Here is an 18,348-nt window from a genome sequence, read left to right as displayed (position 1 = left end):
CACGTCGTTTCCCCGCAACGACGAATGGTGGGCACGTCGCTACGCTCCTTTGCCCACCTACGGCTTCGCTGCGCGCGCAATGACGACTTGGTGAGAAGCTACGCCCTTGCCCGACCACAATGCTTCGGCTACCATCGAAGCATGAAATCAGGACCCGACATCGCCCTGGTCGCTTCGCTGGTCGGCGATCCCGCGCGCGCCAACATGCTCACCGCGCTGATGAACGGCCGCGCGCTCACGGCGAGCGAGCTGGCGCAGGAGGCCGGCATCACGCCGCAGACTGCGAGCTCGCATCTGGCCAAGCTCGAGGCCGGCGGGCTGGTCGAGCCGGAGAAGCAGGGCCGCCACCGCTACTATCGCCTCACCGACGACGACGTCGCCGGCGTGCTCGAGGGCCTCGCAGGCCTGGCCGCGCGGACCGGCCACATGCGGGTGCGCACCGGGCCGAAGGACCCGGCGCTGCGGCGCGCGCGGATCTGCTACGACCACCTCGCCGGCGATCTCGGCGTGCAGATGCTGGATTCCCTGCGCGAGCGGAATCTGGTCAGGCAGAAAAAGCAGGACATCGAGCTGACGGCCGAGGGCGAACGCTTCCTCGCCAAGCATCTGCAGATCTCGACCGGCATGCTCACCCATCCGCGCCGCCCGGTGTGCAAGGCCTGCCTCGACTGGAGTGAGCGGCGGCATCACCTCGCCGGCACGCTGGGGGCCGCCATGATGCAGCGCTTCGCCGAGCTGAAATGGGCGGCGCGCGACGCCACGCCCGGCAGCCGCGTCGTCAACTTCACCCGCACCGGCGAGAAGCAGTTTGCCGCGCTGTTCGGCGACGGGAAGGACTGACCCGCGCGCCGCGGCACCGGCAGTGCGCGCCTGAACGCTCCCGGGCCGGCGTCCTGGAGGATTTCTGCCGAGCCGGCCGCCAACACCAGTTTCTGTCGCGCCAAGCCGCATGCGGGGAACGTTCATGCCGCATTCAGGTCATGATTGGCAGATTTGGATCGCGCCGTGTCGGCATGTTGCAAAATTTAACATGTCGAATCGTGTCTTTTGATTCATTGTGCGCCGCGAGCGCCAAGCCGCTAAAGACTTACTCCAAAGACTTGCCCCAAAGACCCGCCCCCGAAAGACCTGCCCCCGAAAGACCTGCCCCAAGGACGAGAAGGAAGATCACATGAAATACCTGTTCGCCGCCGCCATGCTCGCCAGCGCGGTTGTCGGTTTCAGCGAGGCCGCCAGCGCCGCGCAGGGTTGCGGCCCGGGTTGGTATCGTGGCGCCTACGGTGGCTGCCGCCCGATGCGCGGCGCGGTCGTTGTGCGCCCCGCCCCTGTGGTGGTCGCTCCGCCCGTCGTCGTCGTGCCGCGCGCGCGCGTTTGCCCCTATGGCTTCCGCTGGTACGCCGGCCGCTGCCGCCCGTTCTGATCTGTTTGCATCGCAAGATGGCCGCGCAGGTTCAGCCTGCGCGGCCATTTTCGTTTTCAGGCTCGTTCGCTTTCAGGCTTGCCGCCGACGATTCGTCCGCCGTGGAATTGAGCGGCCTGGAATCGAAACGGGGACCGCAGCAGCGATCCCCGTCCAATTCGCGGCTTGCCGCGGCTTACCAGTGACGCCGATGCCAACGCCGGCGACGCCAGCCCCAATGACGGCGACCCCAGCCCCGGTGGCGGCCATGCCAGTGAACCTGTTCCGGCGTCAGCTTGGCGGCTTCCTCGCTGGTGGTGACGGCAGGATGAGCGTCGGGGTTGCCTTGCGGCATGCGCGCGGGATCACTGAGCGGCTGCGGCGAGAGCGGCGCGGCCTGCGCGGTCGCGGCGAAGGCGGCGGCGCCCGCCGTCACCCCCAGTGCAAGTTTCAAAAAGTTTCGACGCTCCATGACATGTCCTCTAGGCTACCTGGCAAGTGATGCAGAGGGAGTGTCGCGGTCACGACATGAACCAAGGCTGAATCCTGTGTTCAGATTCAAGAATGAAGTGAGGTGGAGAATTCGTAGCTTGGATGGACCTCGCTACTTCGCAAACTCCTGCGCCAGTACCAGCGTCTCGCGCGAGCGCTTGACGTCGGGCCAGTCGCGGTTGAAATCGGCGACGAGCTGCTTGAGCGCATCGCCCTTCAGCACCGCCGCAAGCTTGGCCTCGTCATCGAACTGATACATCGCCTGATGCAGCGAGGGATCGTCCAGGCTCCAGAACCGCCAGGCTTTGCTCACGCCGAATGCCTTCACCGCGTCGGGCACATGTTCCGTCTCGTACCATTTGTCGAAAGCAGCGCGCTGGGCGGGATCGGAGACGGTGGCGCGGACGACGAAGAAAGCTGATGGCATCGGGTTTCCTCCTGTTGTTTGGCGCGAGCCTAGCCGGATACGCCGCCGCCGACAAAAAGACTTGGCGCGGGTGTCGGAACGGGCGCCCTTCGCTCGTCCTTTGTTTCGAACCAGGACACGGAGACAGCAAATGGCCGACCTCACCCTGACCACCTTCAATTGGGTTCCCGAACCGCCGCGAGGATTCGTGCGCGACCTTCGCGTGCGCTGGGCACTCGAAGAGGCCGCGCTGCCCTATCGCGTCGCGAGCGCCCCGTTCGACGATCGCGGCGCCGCACATTTCGCGCACCAGCCCTTCGGCCAGGTGCCGTGGCTGACCGACGGCGATCTCTCGATCTTCGAGACCGGCGCGATCCTGCTGCATCTCGGCGGGCTCAGTGCGAAGCTGATGCCGACCGATCCGCGCGGCCGCGCCGAGACGACGGAATGGGTGTTCGCGGCACTCAATTCGGTGGAGATGGCGAGCCTGCCCTGGGGAATGTCGAAATTCATGGGCCATCCCACCGACACGGCTGCGTGGAAATTCGTCGACGACTTCCTCAAGCTTCGGCTCAAGCATCTCGAGCCGGTGCTGGCCGGCCGCGAATGGCTAGCCGGCTCCTTCTCCGTCGCCGACATCCTGATGTCGGACGTGCTGCGCGTCATCGATGGTTTCGACGGACTGGCGGACAGTCCTGCCTGCCGTGCCTACGTCGCGCGCGCCACAGCCCGCCCGGCGTTCATCAAGGCCCATGCCGACCAGATGGCGCATTTCGCCGCCGCGGATAAGGCACGCACCGGTGCGTAGGGCGGATTAGCGGAGCGTAATCCGCCAACGCCTCCATCCGGCGAGGCGGACGTTGGTGGGTTACGCTAGCGGACTGCGCTTCGCGCAGCCGCAAGCTAACCCACCCTACGGCACCGCGTCACACCAGCTTCAGCGGTGCATCAGCGACGACGCGCAGGTCGATGCTGCCGATCAACGCCGCACGGCGTGCCTCCGCTGCGCTGATGGCGTCGTCCGTCTGTCGCAACGTGCTGATGTTCGAGCCGAGCGACACGATCCCGCCAAGCACCAAGGCGATCGATCCGAGGGCTGCGGTCTGACCGAAGCCGAACACACCGAGGATCGTCACCAACAGCAGCGCCGCCCCGCCCCCGATCGCGATCTTGGACGCCAGGATGTACTTCCGGCACCGCTCGGCGATCTCGGCCAGCCGCTCGATGCGATCTTCGATGTCGGAGATTTCGTCGGTCGGATCGTCTTCGGTCATTGGATCGAGGATGCCAAATCAGCAGAACGCGGTCGCCCGCACGAGCAAAGGGACATGCGGGACCTCGGCAAAGACCCGGATGTCGCTGCGCTCATCCGGGCTACGTTCCCTCACAACGGCAAATTGTCGTGCTTCTTCGCGGGCGTTTCGACCTTCTTGTCCTTCAGCATCGCCAGCGCGCGGGCGATCCGCTTGCGCGTCGAGTGGGGCATGATGACGTCGTCGATGTAGCCGCGCTCGGCGGCGATGAAGGGTGACAGGAAGCGGTCTTCGTATTCCTTGGTGCGGGCGGCGATCTTGTCGGGGTCGCCGATGTCGGAGCGGAAGATGATCTCGACCGCGCCCTTGGCACCCATCACCGCGATCTGGGCGGTCGGCCAGGCGTAGTTCATGTCGGCGCCGATCTCCTTGGAGGCCATGACGTCGAAGGCGCCGCCATAGGCCTTGCGGGTGATGATGGTGACCAGCGGCACGGTGCACTGCGAATAGGCGAACAGCAGCTTTGCGCCGTGCTTGATCAGGCCGCCATATTCCTGCGCGGTGCCCGGCAGGAAGCCCGGCACGTCCACGAAAGTGACGATCGGGATGTTGAAGGCGTCGCAGAAGCGGACGAAGCGCGCGGCTTTGCGCGAAGCGTCGCTGTCGAGCACGCCGGCCAGCACCATCGGCTGGTTGGCGACGAAGCCGACGGTGCGGCCCGCGATGCGGCCAAAGCCGGTGACGATGTTCTTGGCGAACATGTCCGCGATCTCGAAGAAGTCGCCCTCGTCCACGACCTTCAGAATCAGCTCCTTCATGTCGTAGGGCTTGTTCGGATTGTCGGGGATCAGCGTGTCGAGCGACATGTCGACGCGGCCGATGTCGTCGAAGCTCGGCCATTCCGGCACGCCGTCGCTGTTGTTGGATGGCAGGAAGTCGATCAGGCGACGCATCTGCAGCAGCGTCTCGACGTCGTTCTCGAAGGCGCCGTCGGCGATCGAGGAGCGCGTGGCGTGCACCGAGGCACCGCCCAGCTCTTCGGCGGTGACGACCTCGTTGGTCACGGTCTTCACCACGTCGGGGCCGGTGACGAACATGTAGCTGGTGTTCTTCACCATGAAGATGAAGTCCGTCATCGCAGGCGAGTAGACGTCGCCGCCGGCGCAGGGGCCCATGATGACGGAGATCTGCGGGATCACGCCGGAGGCGAGCACGTTGCGGCGGAACACGTAGGAATAGCCGGCGAGCGCGGCGACGCCTTCCTGGATGCGGGCGCCGCCCGCGTCATAGAGGCCGATGATGGGCGCCCGCGCCTTCATCGCCATGTCCTGGAGTTTCGTGATCTTCAGCGCGTGCGTCTCCGAGAGAGAACCGCCGAACACCGTGAAGTCCTTCGCGAACACGAACGTCTTGCGGCCATTGACGGTGCCCCACCCGGTAACGACGCCGTCGCCGGGCACCTTGTTCTTCTCCATGCCGAACTCGGTGGAGCGGTGCTCGACGAACATGTCGAATTCCTCGAACGACCCCTTGTCGAGCAGCAGCTCGATTCGCTCACGCGCGGTCAGCTTGCCGCGGGCGTGCTGCGCCTCGATGCGCTTCTCCCCGCCGCCGAGCTTTGCGCCGGCGCGACGATCTTCAAGGGCGTCCAGGATGTGTTTCATTTGCTCCCGCCAGTTCTTAAGTGATGCGGGGTTCTAACACGGCATTTTGCGGACCGGAAAGCGCCTTTCCGCGCCGCAGGGCTGCCCTGTCCGGGCTAAAAGCGTGAGAGATTACAAAGTTTTGTCCGGGAGGCGAGCATGGATGAGAGAATGGCCGAGACCGGTGCGGCGACGGGCGGCGTCAACATCCTGTTGCGATTGGAGGGCCTCACCCTGTTTATCGGGATGGTGATGCTTTACTGGGCCTGGGACGGCTCCTGGCTGGTCTTTGCCCTGCTCTTCTTCGTCCCCGATCTCAGCTTCCTGGCATACCTGTCCGACGCCAAATTCGGCGCGCTGGTCTACAACGCTGCCCATAGCTACATGGCGCCGGTGTCGCTGCTGACGCTGGGCTTCGGCCTCGGCTCGCCGCTCACCTTGTCCATCGCCCTGATCTGGCTCGCCCATATCGGCATCGACCGGGCACTCGGCTATGGCCTGAAATATTCCGCAGGGTTCGGCTTCACCCATCTGGGCCGGATCGGGCGGCAAAAGGACGCCTGACACCGGCAAATTTGGTGGCCCGGCCCGGTTGACCGGGCCTGCCGATTCAGGCTTGCTTCGACCTCGCGATCAGGCGCCGAATGTTGCGTGAGCCCAGTTGGTACGGCGGCGGTCGTTACGCCTTGGCTCGAGCATCACGCAAGCATCACTGAGATGTCCGCGACGGTCGTCCCCCTGCCGCCGAACTCGTCATCCCAAACCATCGACTTCCTGCGGCGGATGGCCAGCATGGTGTCGGGGCGGAACGGCGAGATGCTGCTGCGTGCCGCAAGCCTCATCGAGTCACTGGCACAGCGGGCAATGTCGGCCGAGCGGCTCTATCATGAGCAGCTGGATGCGAGCACGCGTAACGCCGAGCTGCGCAAGGCCGCCGATCTCGCCTCCGATGCCATGGTCAGCCAGATCGAGGTGCTGCGCGTACAACTTGCCGAGGTCACCGCGGCCGCCGCCGCCGAGCGCGCCGCCTTCGATGCCGAGCGTGGCAAGCTGATCGGCGTGATGCAGAATGCCGAGAGCCATATCGGCAAGCTCACAACCGAGCTGGACAGCTTGCGCGCCTCCGTCGACAGCTTCAACGCGACCGCGGTCTCGGTGCCGATCGAGGTGCTGCGGCTGGCGCGGACGCAGTTCGATTTCCTCTCCGCCGGCTTTGCCCGCAAGGGCGACGTGATCTCGCAGGCGATGAGCGAGATCGGCGGCTTCGCGATCGACCAGGCGCTGACGGCGAAGAAGGCGGACACCGCGTGAGGCGGTGCCAAAGGAGGTCGTCATGCCCGGGCTTGTCCCGGGCATCCACGTTCTTAGCAGCAGTCGATAGACAAGATCGTGGATGGCCGGGACAAGCCCGGCCATGACGCTGTGGAAGCGTCGAGGTCTCGAACTCTCACCTCATACGCGGTAGCGCTGAATCTGCCTGCGTCAAATTGACAGCGCGCAGGACGGTTGATCTACTGCCCGAAAATATCAGGGAGGGATCGCGATGGCCACCAACTGGCGCGCTACAGCAGTGCTCATGGCGCTGTGCATTTCGAGTTCGTTAGCGGCCTGCGAAGCCGTCGCGCAATCCCTGCCCAAGGAAGTCGCCACCCGGGCCGAGATCTATCCGATCCCCTCGCTCACTCTCTCCGACCAGCAATTTCTCAGCGGCGAGGCGGCGGCCGGCAAGCCTGTGACAGTCGCCGGCGAATTCCGCGTCGCGCAAGGCAGCGGAAAGCTCCCCGTCGTGGTGCTGATGCACGGCTCCAGCGGCGTCGGCGCCACCACGGAGGCCTGGGTGCACGCGTTCAACGCTATGGGCATCTCGACCTTCGTGATCGACGGATTCACCGGCCGCGGGCTGACGGTGGTGGGACCAAATCAGGCGCTGCTCGGCCGGCTCAATTTGATCGTCGACATCTACCGCTCGCTGGAAATTCTGGCAAAGCACCCGCGCGTCGATCCTGACCGCATCGTGCTGATGGGCTTTTCGCGCGGCGGACAGGCGACGCTCTATGCGAGCCTCGACCGCTTCAACAAGCTCTGGAACAAGTCCGGCATCCAGTTCGCCGCCTATATCCCGTTCTATCCGGATTGCTCGACGACGTATCGGAGCGACGACGAGATCGCCCCGCGTCCGATCCGCATCTTCCACGGCACGCCGGATGACTACAATCCCGTCAAGAGCTGCAAGGCTTTGGTCGAGCGGCTCAAGGTCACCGGCCGCGACGTCGTGCTGACGGAATATCCTGATAGCGCGCACGGGTTCGACAGCGGCCTGCTTGGTGCCAACACGGTGGCCGTATCAGCCAATGCGCAGACCGTGCGCAACTGCCACATCAAGGAAGGCGACGGCGGCGTGCTGATGAACGGTGATACCAATGCGCCGTTCACGTACAAGGATGCCTGCGTCGAGCTGAACCCGCATGTCGGCGGCAATCCGAAGACGGCCGCCGAGTCGCGCAAGGCGGTGGAGGAGTTTTTGCAGGTGTTGTTCAAATTGGGTTGAGAAGGCCCTCGGCCTGCACCGGTGCCGTAGGGTGGGCAAAGCGTAGCGTGCCCACCATTTGCAGATCTTGCGATACAGAGATGGTGGGCACGGCGCTACGCGCCTTTGCCCACCCTACGGCAGCTTACAATGCGATGCACATGAGGTCGCAAGGGCTCCTCGCAGTGAGGTCGAGAGGGCGTCGCCGGCGCGACAGCGCTAGATCGCGCCGATCTCGGCAAGGCAGGCTTGCGTCAGCGTCATGCGCTCGCCGACGAGTCGCGGCTCCTTGCAATCCATGTTGAGCGCGAACACCGTGTGCGCCTCGCCCTTCTCGGCCCAGCCCACCATCCAGCCGAGCGACGGCTCGCCGCGTTCGGCCCCCAGCAGTCCGGACTTGGCGCGAATGACGCTGTCGCCGACCTTGGTCACCGGCAGAATATCGGCGACGAGATCCTGGCTGCGCTTGCTGACCGGCAACGTGCGGCGCCGCAGCCGGTCGACGAAATCGACCTGCTCGACCGGATCGATGCGTAAATTCCCGGTGAGCCAGAACTGGTCGATGCCGCCGCCGATGTCGCGGTTGCCATAGTCGAACTCGTCGACATATTTCTGCATCCGCTCCTGCCCGATCCGTCGCGCGATCTCCTGATAGACCGGCACCGCGCTCACGGCGATCGCACTGCGCAGCGTGTGATCCTTGTTCCAGGCTTCGATCGGACGCTTGACACCGTCCCAGGGGAACACGTCCTTGTCGGGGTCAGTGACGACGCCAGTCTCCAGCGCGATCAGCGAGTTCGGGATCTTGAAGGTCGAGGCCGGCAGCTTGCCCTCGCCCGAACGCTCCTTGTCACTGGCGACGATCAGATAGTCCTCGACCTTGTAGCCGACAAAGGTGCCTGATGTGCCGAGGTCGGTGAAGCGCTTTGCGAGGCTATCACGGATCTCATTGCGCGGCGGCGCGACATGGGCGAGCGCGCGCTGCGGCAGGATGGCAGATGCGGCGAGAAGGCCGAGGGTGGAACGGCGGGTGAGCAAGAGCGATGTCCATTGAGTCATGAAAGCGGCGCGACCATGCAGCCGCTCCATGGTGAAACGATGACAGGTCACTTCTTGAGCATGATCTATTCGGAAAACCGCTGCACACTTTTCCGGATCATGCTCTACCGCCCCCGGCCCGACAGCCGCAGCACGAACACCAGCACTTCGGCGACGGCCTTGTAGAGGTCCGGCGGAATCTCCTCGCCGAGCTCGACCTTGGACAGCGCGCCGGCCAGAACCTCGTTTTCCTCGATCGGGATGTCGTGGGCCTTGGCGATCTCCACGATCTTTTCGCCGATCGTGCCCTTGCCCTTGGCGACGACGACGGGCGCGTTGGTACCCTTTTCGTAATGCAGCGCGATGGCGAGCTTGGACGGATCGCTCATGTCGCCCGATCCAGAAAGTGGCCGGCCCGGGCTGGTGCCGGCTGCGGCGGGGTGCCCTCGCGGACCAGAATGTCACCGGGATTGAGCTCGGCTCGTGTCAGCGCCTGATTGAGCTCACCGATGCCGGCGCGGAGTTGCTGGACCGTCGCCGGCCGCTCCGCCCACATCCGCACGAAAGTCTTGTCGCCGTTCAGCGTGATCAGCGCGTGCACGGGGCCGGCCGGCTCGACGTTGAGCGAGAAGCGCGCGCGCCAGGCGCGCTTGGCGGCATCGGCGGATTCGCCAGCGCCATCGCGCGAGATCTCGAACTGCGCCATCGCGGTGCCCTGCGGCGTTGCGAACGGAATCTCGAAATTCCACTGCGGCACGGCCGGGTCGATGCGGTGGCCACTGGCGTCGGTGCGATCCGGGAGCGAAGCGATTTGCAACAATGTCTGCCGCGCAATCGCCGCATCAGTGTCGTCGATCAGGCGATGCACGGTTGCAGAGAGCGGCGTGTCCGGCGCGAGCGAGGGCGAGGCGATCGCCTGCGGCGAGGGCAATGCACCGCGGAACGGCGGTGGCGTCGCGCGTGAGGCTGCTTCGAAGATCTGGCCGTCCGGCACGGTCTTGTTCGAGCCGGGCACGTTGCCGGTCAGGCGCGGCAGGTTTTGCGTGACCTCCTGCAGCAGGCTCGCGGCAAGGCCGGCGGACATGGTGCGCGGCATCGCGGCTTGCTGAGCGTTGCCGGCAACGTCCGCCAGCACGGCGGCCGCGAGATTGGCGTTGCGCGGCGTCTGCGCGATCTCGGGGCCGGACGGGGGCGCGGATTGCGCGGCCTCACCTGCGGCCTGAGCAGGCGCGATGGCGACCTGCGGTGTCCCCGTCGTCGCAGCCGGAATTGCCGCGCCGTGTGGCGCGGCGGTTTCGAGCGTGGTCAGCGTCTGGCGCAGCACCAGCAGCGCCGCCTTCAGGTCGGGCGTCGTGCCGGCGGGCGGCCTCGCGCCGGCGGCCAGCGAAGCCTCGAAGAACAAGCCGGATTTCTGGAACGCGGTTTCGACATCGGCGCCATCGAGCCCGGGACTGAGCGGCGTCTGCTGCGCCAGCACGTCCAGCACCGCCTGCTTCAAGCCCGCAGGCAAATCGCTGGCGGTGACGACGGATGCCAGATTGGCGAACAGCGGCGCCTGGCTGCCCTGTTTTGTGGCGGCCTCAGCCGAGGCCGCGGTGACGGCGACCTGCTCCAATGGCGTCAGCGTGTTGCGCGTCGTGGTCGCGGATGGCGCCAGCGGCGGGCTTTCCACCAGCGAAGCCGCACGCGGCGTCAGCGTGATCTGATCGGGAGTTGCCTCGCCTGCCCCGCTCATCACGGCGAGCCTGATGGTGCCGTCGTTCTGCGACACCGCCAGCTGGAGATTCTGCCCGGGCGTCAGCGCCACCTCCGACACCACGTCCATCGAGAGGTTGGCGATCGCGATCCGCACCAGATTGTCGGCCATCACGCTGACGACCCTGGCATCGACGACGCTGCCGGCCTGCAGCACGAGGTCCGGCGTCGTCGCATCAGCCACGGGGCTGGCGGCACTGACGGGAAGGATGGAAGTGACCGGCGTCGGCATCTCAGGGGGCCCATGGAGCGCTGGCCACACCCTAAGGCCGCCGTCGTAAACCTCTCGTTAAGGACCTTCGACTGCGGACGCCTTTGCCGCCGCCAGAACCGCCACGGCGGCCTCGAAATCCCTGAGACGGGTGGCCCGGCGGCTGGCGGCCTCCTCGTCCACGCCCCATTGGTCGATGTTCCAGTCCTCATCGACATGGGCGGCGGCCCAGACCTGGCCGGCATCGCGCACGCCATGAGCGAGCGCCAGCGCCAGCAGCGCCGAGCCGGTCAGGGTCGTCACCACGTGGAGTGCGGCGACCGACCAGGCGTCCCCCGGCAGCGCCGCGCGCGCGGCCTCGACCGCCTCGTCGGGCTGCTTCACATGCATGACGCCCTCGGACAGGATGAAATGCGCGCCCAGCGCGTCCGCGGCCCAGAACAGCACGGGATCCCAATGCGCGGCCTCGCGGGCGACCAGCCCTTCGGGATGGCCGGCACGATAGAACAGCAAATCGGACTCGAGATATTTCGCGAGGTCGTCGCTGACCAGCTCGACCTTATCGACCACGCCCTCGACCACGCTGTTGGCGATCCGCGTCAACGGCATGGTCATGGGGTCGATGCTCTCGCCCTGAGCCGCCCATTCCGCGGCCACCGCATCGGCGAGCGCGCGCGACGGAATCACCACCTGGCGGCCGGAGGGCGTGCGGATCGGCTTGCCGTCGAGCGTGATGGCGAAACCGCCCTCGGCTTCGGTCGCGCTCGCCTCCTTGTAGAAGCGCTTGCGCTGCGGCGTGCGCGCGGACGCGCGCGCAGATTCCCGCGGATCCGGCGGGGGCTGCCCTGCAGCTTCTTCGAACAATTCGCGCATGTGAGTTCTCGGTCCCGGTCGCTGGATGCTAGGCTTTTAAGATAAGACCGTTTTAAGCCAAGACCGTCTTAAGCCAAGACCGTCTTAAGCCAAGACCGTCTTAAGCCAAGACTTGCGGCCGATAAAGCGAGCGCGGGCATGAGGGAACTTGCGGGCATTGCGGCCCTGTTCGCCGGGCTATGGCCAGCTGCGGCGGAGGCGGGCTTTCGCACCCCGGAATCGCTGGTGCGCAACGTCTACGCCCATTACGGCGACGGCGCGCCGGAGCTGTCCAAAGGCCTGCCGCGGGATGCGGTGACCGCCCGGCAATTTTTCGATGCGCCCCTGCGCAGGGCCTGGAGCGCGCCGCGGGTCGAGCCCTACGACTTCCTGGTGCAGAGCCCGAGCTGGCAGCTCGGCCCTGTTACGATCGCGGTCGTGCGCAGGCAATACGACAAGACCTATGTCGCGGCGAATTTCGACAATCGCGGTCGGAAGGTCGCGCTGAACTTCGTCCTGGTCAACGGCCCCGATGGCTGGCTGATCACGGACATCGAGAGCGCGCATGACAGTTTGCGGATGTTTCTGGAGCAGTTTCGGAAGTGAGCAACGTTAGCCAGCCAAATCCTTGGTGTCGTCCCGGCGAAAGCCGGGACCCATAATCACAGGGAGAAGTTTGGCGAAGACCGCAGTTGAACTTCTTCGTCGGTACGAAGACTGCGCGTCACAGATAGATTCCGCGGTATGGGTCCCGGCTTTCGCCGGGACGACACCGGGGAAACTCGCGCCCTCCGCCCCCTACTCCTCCGGCGCGTTCTCGATTGGATCAAACCGGCTTGCATCGAGCCCGAGCAGATTCCACGACTGCTGCATGTGCGGCGGCAACGGCGCCGTGGCGTCGATCACGCCGCCGCGCGGATGCGGAATGACGATGCGGCGTGCCAGCAGATGCAGCCGGTTTTGCAGGCCCCCCGGCAGCTGCCAGTTCTCGATGTTGAAATATTTGGGATCGCCGACGATGGGATGGCCGATATGCTCCATGTGGGCGCGCAGCTGATGGGTGCGCCCCGTCACCGGCTTCAGCGACACCCAGGTCAGCTTGTTGCCGGCGGTCTCGACCACCGCGTAATATGTCACCGCGTGGCTGGCGCCCTCGTCGCCATGCTGGGCGATGCGCATGATGGTGTCGTCCTCGCTCTCTTCCTTGGCGAGGAAGGTCGAGATGCGGCCCTGCTTCGGCTTCGGCAGGCCCGGCACCAGCGCCCAATAGACTTTTCGCGCCGAGCGCGAGCGGAACGCGCCGGTCAGATGCGAAGCGGCGAAGCGCGTCTTGGCGACCAGCAGACAGCCTGACGTCTCCCGGTCGATACGATGCACCAGGCGTGGCTTCTGGCCCTTGGAATCGCGCATCACCTCCAGCATCTGGTCGATGTGCCGCGTCATGCCCGAGCCGCCCTGCACCGCAAGGCCGGCCGGCTTGTTCAGCACGAGGACGTCGTCGTCCTCAAAGATCGTCATCTCCTTCAGCGCCTTGAGCGTCTTCTGGGCAGCTTCCGAGAGCTCGCCGACGGCCTTCGGCGTGTCGAGCTTGAGCGGCGGAATGCGGACGCTCTGGCCCTCCTCCAGGCGGTCCTTGCTGTCGACACGCTTGCCGTCGACGCGCAACTCGCCTTTGCGGACGACACGCTGGATGTGGGAGAACGACAGGCCGGGAAAGCGCGCCTCGAGGAAACGATCGACGCGCATGTTGTTCTCGTCGGCGGTCACCTTGACGGTCTGCACCTTGGTCGGCAGCAGCGCCTCCACGGGCTTCTCGGGCGCGGCCCTTTCCAGCTCAGCCTTCTCCAGCCTGGCCTTGGGCGCGCGCCGCTCGGCACGCTCGCCGGCAAAGCGCGGCGGCTTGCTGCCGCCGGGCTTGCCACCCGGCCGCGGTCCCGCGGTCTTCGCGCTACGCGCCTTGAACGGGCGGGATTCCTTGCGCTCGTCGCGCGAGCGGGGCTTTGGATCGGTTCTTTTGATGCGGCGGCTCATGGTTGCCTGCGTACCCTAAAAGCCGGGTCCCGTCACGGCGAAATGGCCGTTTTTAGCGCGAGCCGCCCCGCTCCTTCCGCAGCTTGGCCCAGTAATCCAGCCGCTTCCGGATCTCGCGCTCGAAGCCGCGCTCGGGTGGGTCGTAGAAGGTCTGGCGGCCCAGGGCTTCCGGAAAGTAGTCCTGGCCGGAAAAGGCATCGGGGGCGTCGTGGTCGTATTCGTAAGACGCGCCGTATCCTTCCGACTTCATCAGCTTGGTCGGCGAATTGAGGATGTGCTTGGGCGGCAGCAGCGAGCCGGCTTGCTTTGCGACCTGCATCGCGGTGCCGAAGGCGGTGTAGACTGCGTTCGATTTCGGCGCGGTGGCGAGATAGACGACGGCCTGCGCGATGGCGAGCTCGCCTTCGGGATGGCCGAGGAAGTCGAACGCGTCCTTGGCCGCACTGGCGATGACGAGCGCCTGCGGATCGGCAAGGCCGATGTCCTCCACCGCCATGCGCACGACGCGGCGGGCCAGGAACAGCGGGTCCTCGCCGGCATCCAACATGCGCGCGAGATAATACAGCGCAGCATCGGGATCGGAGCCGCGCACGGACTTATGCAGCGCCGAGATCAAATTGTAATGGCCATCGGCCGATTTGTCGTAGATCGGCGCGCGACGCTGCAAAATCTCCTGCAACTGCGCAGCATTGAAAATCTCGTCCGCCCTCGCCGAGCGCCAGACCTCTTCGGCGAGCGTCAGCGAGGCGCGGCCATCGCCATCGGCCATGCGCACCAGCACCGCGCGCGCCTCGGCATCGAGCGGCAGCTTCTTGCCTTCGACCTCCTCGGCATGCGCGAACAGTTTTTCGATCGCGGCGGCATCGAGCGAGCGAAACACCAAGACGCGCGCGCGCGAGAGCAACGCCGCGTTGAGCTCGAAGGACGGATTCTCGGTGGTGGCGCCGACCATCACCACCGTGCCGTCTTCCATCACGGGCAGAAATGAATCCTGCTGGGCACGGTTGAAGCGATGCACCTCGTCGACGAACAGCAGCGTGCCCTTGCCCATCTCGCGGCGGGCGCGCGCGGCGTCGAACGCCTTCTTCAGATCGGCGACGCCGGAGAACACCGCGGAGATCTGCTCGAAATGCAAATCCGTCGCATCCGCGAGCAGCCGCGCCACCGTGGTCTTGCCGGTGCCGGGCGGGCCCCAGAACACCAGGGAGCCGAGCGTGCGCGTCTCCAGCATGCGGGTCAGCGCGCCGTCAGGGCCGAGGATGTGATCCTGGCCGACGACCTCCGACAGCGCGCGCGGGCGCAGCCGGTCCGGCAGCGGATGCGGAGCCTCGTGGTCGAGCCCCGCCGCGGCAAAGAGCGTTGGCGTTTGTGGTCGCTTCGGACTCATCCGCCCAGCGTGACGTTGATCTGCTGGCCGCCGCGCACCAGCGTGATACGCCAGATGCGCGGGCGCTCTCCGGCCGCCTTTTCGAGGTCACCGGTCCTGCTGATCTTCTGGTTGTTGACCGCCAGAATGATATCACCCTTCTGGAAGCCGACATTTGCGGCCGCACTGTCGCCGCCGAGATCGGTGATCACGACACCCTCGGTATCTGCATCCAGATGCAGCTCATCGGCCACCGCCGGCGTGATGGTCGAAACCTTCGCGCCCTGGAACGGCGATCGCGCGGTGACGACGAGCTCGTTACGTCCCGTATCGGGCGCGGTCTCCAGCGCCACCGTCAGCTTGAGCGGCTTGCCGCTGCGCTGCACGTCGATCTGCGCGCTGCCGCCGAGCGGACGGGTGGCGAAGCGATAGTCGAAGGCATTGGGATCATCCACGGTCTGGCCATCGATCCCGGTGATGAGATCGGAGGACTTCAGGCCGGCCTTCGCGGCGGGGCCGTTCGACACCACGCTCGCGACCAGCGCGCCGGTTGGCGAACGCAGGCCGAGGCTCTCGGCGATCTCGGGCGTCACCGCCTGCAATCTTGCCCCGAGCCACGGCCGCTTCACCGCTTTGCCGCCGCTCTTGGCGGAGGCGACGACGACACGCACCATGTTCGCAGGGATCGCAAATCCGATGCCTTGCGAGCCGCCGGAGCGCGAATAGATCGCGGTGTTGATGCCCGCCAGCTTGCCGGCCATGTCGACCAGCGCGCCGCCGGAATTGCCGGGATTGATCGCCGCATCGGTCTGGATGAAAAACTGATAATCGGTGATGCCGACCTGCGTGCGCGCCAGCGCCGAGATGATGCCGTGAGTCACGGTCTGGCCGACGCCGAAGGGATTGCCGATCGCGAGCACGACGTCGCCGACCAGCAATTCGTCGGAATTGGTGAAATCGAGGGTCGGGAATTTCTCCTTGGTGTCCTTCAGGCGCAGCACGGCAAGATCGGTGCGCGTATCCTTCAGCAGGATCTCCGCCTCGAACTCGCGCTTGTCCGACAGCGACACCTTCACCTGGTCCGCGCCCTCGATGACATGGACGTTGGTGACGACGAGGCCGGACGCATCGACGATGACGCCGGAGCCGAGCGAGCGCTGCATCTGCTCGGGCTGCTGGCCCGGCACGCCGAAGAAGCGGCGGAAGATCGGATCGTCCAGCAGCGGATTGCGGTTCTGCACCACCTTGGCGGCATAGACGTTGACCACGGCCGGCTGCACCCGCTGCACGATCGGCGCATAGGACAGCCGCAGCTCGGCCGGCGACGACGGGACCCGACGGTCCTGCGCCGCGGCCGGGTTGAAGTGGGCGGAAAAGCCTATGCACAGTGCCGTGACGACGGCGGTCCGGATCGATCGAAACATTCCTACCTCTTGGAAAAGACGCCGGAATATAGGCGCGTTCGCCCCCCAATAGAAGGGCGCCGGGCGGCAATTCGCCCCCCTTTCCGGTGTGTCCGGAATGCAAGCTCGGCGTGCGAATCGGCAATTTGCCTGAGGGCTCGATTGGCATGATGTGCATCATCCCGCATTGTGGAGCCGAGGGGATTCGGTTGCGGCGAATTTGCATCAGCAGGAACCCGCTTAACGGGGCGCAGCGTCGCGGGGCAGTCATCTATCATACCTAGGCTCTTCCGCCGGCGGCTTAGAAGTTTCGTCAAACGATGGAGTCATGACGTGAGCAGGACAAGGATTGCAGCCACGGCGATCAGCCTCGCCGGAGCGTTGGCGGCCTCGCAGGCCCAGGCCCAATCAGCAAGCAGCAGCGAGCAGGAGATCGCGCTGCTCAAACAACAGTTGAAGATGCTGGAGCAGAAGCTCGACAAGCTCCAGAGCCAGACCGCCGCAAACACGGCGGCCACGGCAAAAGCCAAGGCCGAAGCAAAGGCCGAAGCAAAGGCCGAGGCCAAAGCCGAAGCGCGCTCGGAGGCGAAGGCGGTGGTGGCCAACGCGAACGCGGCGATCCCCGTCAAGGGACCGGCGACTGCGTCCGGCGTGGTCGTGACCATGCCGAACAACCGGCCGACCATCTGCACCGCGGACCAGGCAAATTGCGTCGCCATCACCAGCCGCCTGCACTGGGATGTCGGCGGCTATGACTATCGTCCCAACACGGCGGCGACCGTGCCGCAGAAGCTCGACAGCGGCCAGAACGTCCGCCGCGCGCGCATCGGCGTCACCGGCAAATTCTTCAACGACTGGAACTTCGCGCTGGTCTACGATTTTGGCGGCTCGTCCGACGGTTTTGGCGGCACGGCTCCTGGATCACTGCCGGGCGGCGGCGTCTCCGGCGTCGAAAATGCCTATCTCAGCTACACCGGCTTGAAGCCGTTCGGCGGCAAGATGGCGATCGAAGCCGGCATCATGGATCTGCCCTACACGCTCGATGAGGCCACGAGCTCCAATGACATCATGTTCATGGAGCGCGCCTCGGCCGGCATCATCGCCACCAATATCGCTGCCGGCGACTTCCGCTCCGCGGCCGGTACGCGCTGGTACAACGACCAGCTCTGGATCGGCGGCTATGTCACGGGGCCATCGACCGGTGCGATCCACTCGGCTTCAAGCGCGGCGCCGGCAGGTACGAGCGAGCAATACGGCGCTGTGGCGCGCATTGCCGGCAACCCGATCAGCGGCAAGGACTATTCGGTGCATATCGGTGCCGACGCCCAATGGCTGATCCAGCCGCCGCGCAATCTCATCGCCAACACGCAAACCGTCACGCTCAGCGATCGTCCGGAATTGCGTCTCGACCCGACCACGCTGATCTCGACCGGCGCGATCGCCAATGTCTCGGGCGCGCAGGTCTATAGTGTCGAAGCGGCCGCAACCTACGGTCCGCTCATCGTTCAGGGCGAATATTTCTGGTACAATGTCGACCGGACCGCCAACACCGGCGTGCCGCTGGTCGGCGCATCCAGCCTGAAATTCCAGGGCGGCTACGCGCAGGCCGGCTACGTGCTGACGGGCGAAGGCCGCAGCTACAACGCGGCGAACGCGGCCTATAGCGGCGTCAAGCCGGCGCATCCGTTCTCGCTCGAAGGCGGCGGCTGGGGTGCGTGGGAGATCGCGGGGCGCTTCTCGACGGTCGACCTCAACAATCAGTTGGGCACAGCAACCGGCATCGCCGGCGGCCGGCAGACCGTCTACACGCTGGCGCTCAACTGGTACGTCAACGGCAACGTCCGCTTCATGCTCGACTATCTGCATGGCACGGTGTCGAGGCAAGCCTCGCCGATCTCGACCGCAGACGTCGGCTCGAAGTTCGACGCGGTCGCGATGCGCACGCAATTCGCGTTCTGAGGCCATGGACGTC

At 65.6% G+C, this 18,348-nt stretch carries 19 protein-coding genes; 8 read left to right on the top strand and 11 right to left on the bottom strand.

Going from position 1 to position 18,348, the window contains the following annotated elements:
* Window positions 1–141: 141 nt before the first annotated feature.
* Both XI04_RS36140 and XI04_RS36135 read left to right on the top strand, forming a co-directional pair.
* Entirely contained in the window at window positions 142–840 is a 699-nt protein-coding gene (locus XI04_RS36140) for a winged helix-turn-helix domain-containing protein (RefSeq protein WP_028140979.1), read from the top strand.
* A 331-nt stretch (window positions 841–1,171) separates the two neighbouring features.
* Window positions 1,172–1,420 carry a GCG_CRPN prefix-to-repeats domain-containing protein gene (locus tag XI04_RS36135; protein WP_026202719.1) on the top strand — a complete coding sequence of 83 codons (249 nt, stop codon included), beginning with the start codon at window positions 1,172–1,174 and terminating at the stop codon, window positions 1,418–1,420.
* A 175-nt stretch (window positions 1,421–1,595) separates the two neighbouring features.
* On the opposite strand, the gene XI04_RS36130 is transcribed toward XI04_RS36135, so the two are convergent.
* Both XI04_RS36130 and XI04_RS36125 read right to left on the bottom strand, forming a co-directional pair.
* Window positions 1,596–1,871 (bottom strand): twin-arginine translocation signal domain-containing protein, encoded by a 276-nt coding sequence (locus XI04_RS36130; RefSeq protein ID WP_097668573.1) that lies wholly within the window; start codon window positions 1,869–1,871, stop codon window positions 1,596–1,598.
* 132 nt (window positions 1,872–2,003) lie between these two features.
* Complete coding sequence (locus XI04_RS36125; protein WP_028140981.1) at window positions 2,004–2,318, bottom strand: hypothetical protein; 315 nt, start codon at window positions 2,316–2,318, stop codon at window positions 2,004–2,006.
* Between the two features lie 130 nt (window positions 2,319–2,448).
* Between XI04_RS36125 and XI04_RS36120 the strand changes: the two genes are divergently transcribed.
* Window positions 2,449–3,105, top strand: a complete 657-nt coding sequence (locus XI04_RS36120) for a glutathione S-transferase family protein (protein WP_028140982.1) — start codon at window positions 2,449–2,451, stop codon at window positions 3,103–3,105.
* A 118-nt stretch (window positions 3,106–3,223) separates the two neighbouring features.
* Here the strand turns inward: XI04_RS36120 and XI04_RS36115 are convergent, their stop codons facing one another.
* Together XI04_RS36115 and XI04_RS36110 are read right to left on the bottom strand one after the other, a co-directional pair.
* On the bottom strand, window positions 3,224–3,571 hold the full coding sequence (locus XI04_RS36115; RefSeq protein WP_028140983.1) for a hypothetical protein: 348 nt from the start codon (window positions 3,569–3,571) through the stop codon (window positions 3,224–3,226).
* A gap of 110 nt (window positions 3,572–3,681) precedes the next feature.
* Complete coding sequence (locus XI04_RS36110) at window positions 3,682–5,214, bottom strand: acyl-CoA carboxylase subunit beta (protein ID WP_028140984.1); 1,533 nt, start codon at window positions 5,212–5,214, stop codon at window positions 3,682–3,684.
* 138 nt (window positions 5,215–5,352) lie between these two features.
* Here XI04_RS36110 and XI04_RS36105 point away from each other — a divergent pair, with 138 nt between their 5' ends.
* The 3 genes from XI04_RS36105 (at window position 5,353) to XI04_RS36095 (ending at window position 7,741) form a co-directional block, all read left to right on the top strand.
* Entirely contained in the window at window positions 5,353–5,757 is a 405-nt protein-coding gene (locus XI04_RS36105; RefSeq protein ID WP_028140985.1) for a DUF4260 domain-containing protein, read from the top strand.
* A 153-nt stretch (window positions 5,758–5,910) separates the two neighbouring features.
* Window positions 5,911–6,504 (top strand): hypothetical protein, encoded by a 594-nt coding sequence (locus tag XI04_RS36100; protein ID WP_028140986.1) that lies wholly within the window; start codon window positions 5,911–5,913, stop codon window positions 6,502–6,504.
* A 232-nt stretch (window positions 6,505–6,736) separates the two neighbouring features.
* Window positions 6,737–7,741, top strand: a complete 1,005-nt coding sequence (locus XI04_RS36095) for a dienelactone hydrolase family protein (RefSeq protein ID WP_028140987.1) — start codon at window positions 6,737–6,739, stop codon at window positions 7,739–7,741.
* 198 nt (window positions 7,742–7,939) lie between these two features.
* Here the strand turns inward: XI04_RS36095 and blaOXA are convergent, their stop codons facing one another.
* From blaOXA to XI04_RS36075, 4 genes are all read right to left on the bottom strand, one after another.
* The gene (gene blaOXA / locus XI04_RS36090; protein WP_028140988.1) at window positions 7,940–8,779 is read right to left on the bottom strand and encodes a class D beta-lactamase; all 840 of its coding nucleotides are present in this window, start codon (window positions 8,777–8,779) and stop codon (window positions 7,940–7,942) included.
* 104 nt (window positions 8,780–8,883) lie between these two features.
* Window positions 8,884–9,147: an EscU/YscU/HrcU family type III secretion system export apparatus switch protein gene (locus tag XI04_RS36085; protein ID WP_028140989.1), complete on the bottom strand. Its 264-nt coding sequence runs from the start codon at window positions 9,145–9,147 to the stop codon at window positions 8,884–8,886.
* Window positions 9,144–10,745, bottom strand: coding sequence for a flagellar hook-length control protein FliK (gene fliK, locus XI04_RS36080; protein WP_028140990.1), 1,602 nt, complete (start codon window positions 10,743–10,745; stop codon window positions 9,144–9,146). Before fliK ends, XI04_RS36085 begins: the two co-directional genes overlap by 4 nt.
* Before the next feature lie 57 nt (window positions 10,746–10,802).
* Entirely contained in the window at window positions 10,803–11,597 is a 795-nt protein-coding gene (locus tag XI04_RS36075; RefSeq protein WP_028140991.1) for an ATP12 family chaperone protein, read from the bottom strand.
* A 138-nt stretch (window positions 11,598–11,735) separates the two neighbouring features.
* On the opposite strand from XI04_RS36075, the gene XI04_RS36070 reads away from it, so the two are divergent.
* On the top strand, window positions 11,736–12,182 hold the full coding sequence (locus tag XI04_RS36070) for a hypothetical protein (protein WP_028140992.1): 447 nt from the start codon (window positions 11,736–11,738) through the stop codon (window positions 12,180–12,182).
* A gap of 192 nt (window positions 12,183–12,374) precedes the next feature.
* On the opposite strand, the gene XI04_RS36065 is transcribed toward XI04_RS36070, so the two are convergent.
* The 3 genes from XI04_RS36065 to XI04_RS36055 are packed head-to-tail and all read right to left on the bottom strand — an operon-like array spanning window position 12,375 to window position 16,397.
* On the bottom strand, window positions 12,375–13,607 hold the full coding sequence (locus tag XI04_RS36065; RefSeq protein WP_028140993.1) for an RluA family pseudouridine synthase: 1,233 nt from the start codon (window positions 13,605–13,607) through the stop codon (window positions 12,375–12,377).
* 52 nt (window positions 13,608–13,659) lie between these two features.
* Entirely contained in the window at window positions 13,660–14,994 is a 1,335-nt protein-coding gene (locus XI04_RS36060; protein WP_028140994.1) for a replication-associated recombination protein A, read from the bottom strand.
* A complete protein-coding gene (locus tag XI04_RS36055) occupies window positions 14,991–16,397 on the bottom strand; it encodes a DegQ family serine endoprotease (protein ID WP_028140995.1) in 1,407 nt (468 codons plus the stop codon). The genes XI04_RS36060 and XI04_RS36055 overlap by 4 nt, the downstream gene beginning before the upstream one ends.
* Before the next feature lie 312 nt (window positions 16,398–16,709).
* Here XI04_RS36055 and XI04_RS36050 point away from each other — a divergent pair, with 312 nt between their 5' ends.
* Window positions 16,710–18,335, top strand: a complete 1,626-nt coding sequence (locus XI04_RS36050) for an OprO/OprP family phosphate-selective porin (protein ID WP_038950213.1) — start codon at window positions 16,710–16,712, stop codon at window positions 18,333–18,335.
* Window positions 18,336–18,348: the final 13 nt, after the last annotated feature.

This window comes from Bradyrhizobium sp. CCBAU 11430 (genome assembly GCF_028128855.1).
Classification (GTDB): domain Bacteria; phylum Pseudomonadota; class Alphaproteobacteria; order Rhizobiales; family Xanthobacteraceae; genus Bradyrhizobium; species Bradyrhizobium ottawaense.
The sequence above is the reverse complement of the archived record's forward strand: the minus strand, read 5'-3'. Positions and strand labels throughout refer to the sequence as shown.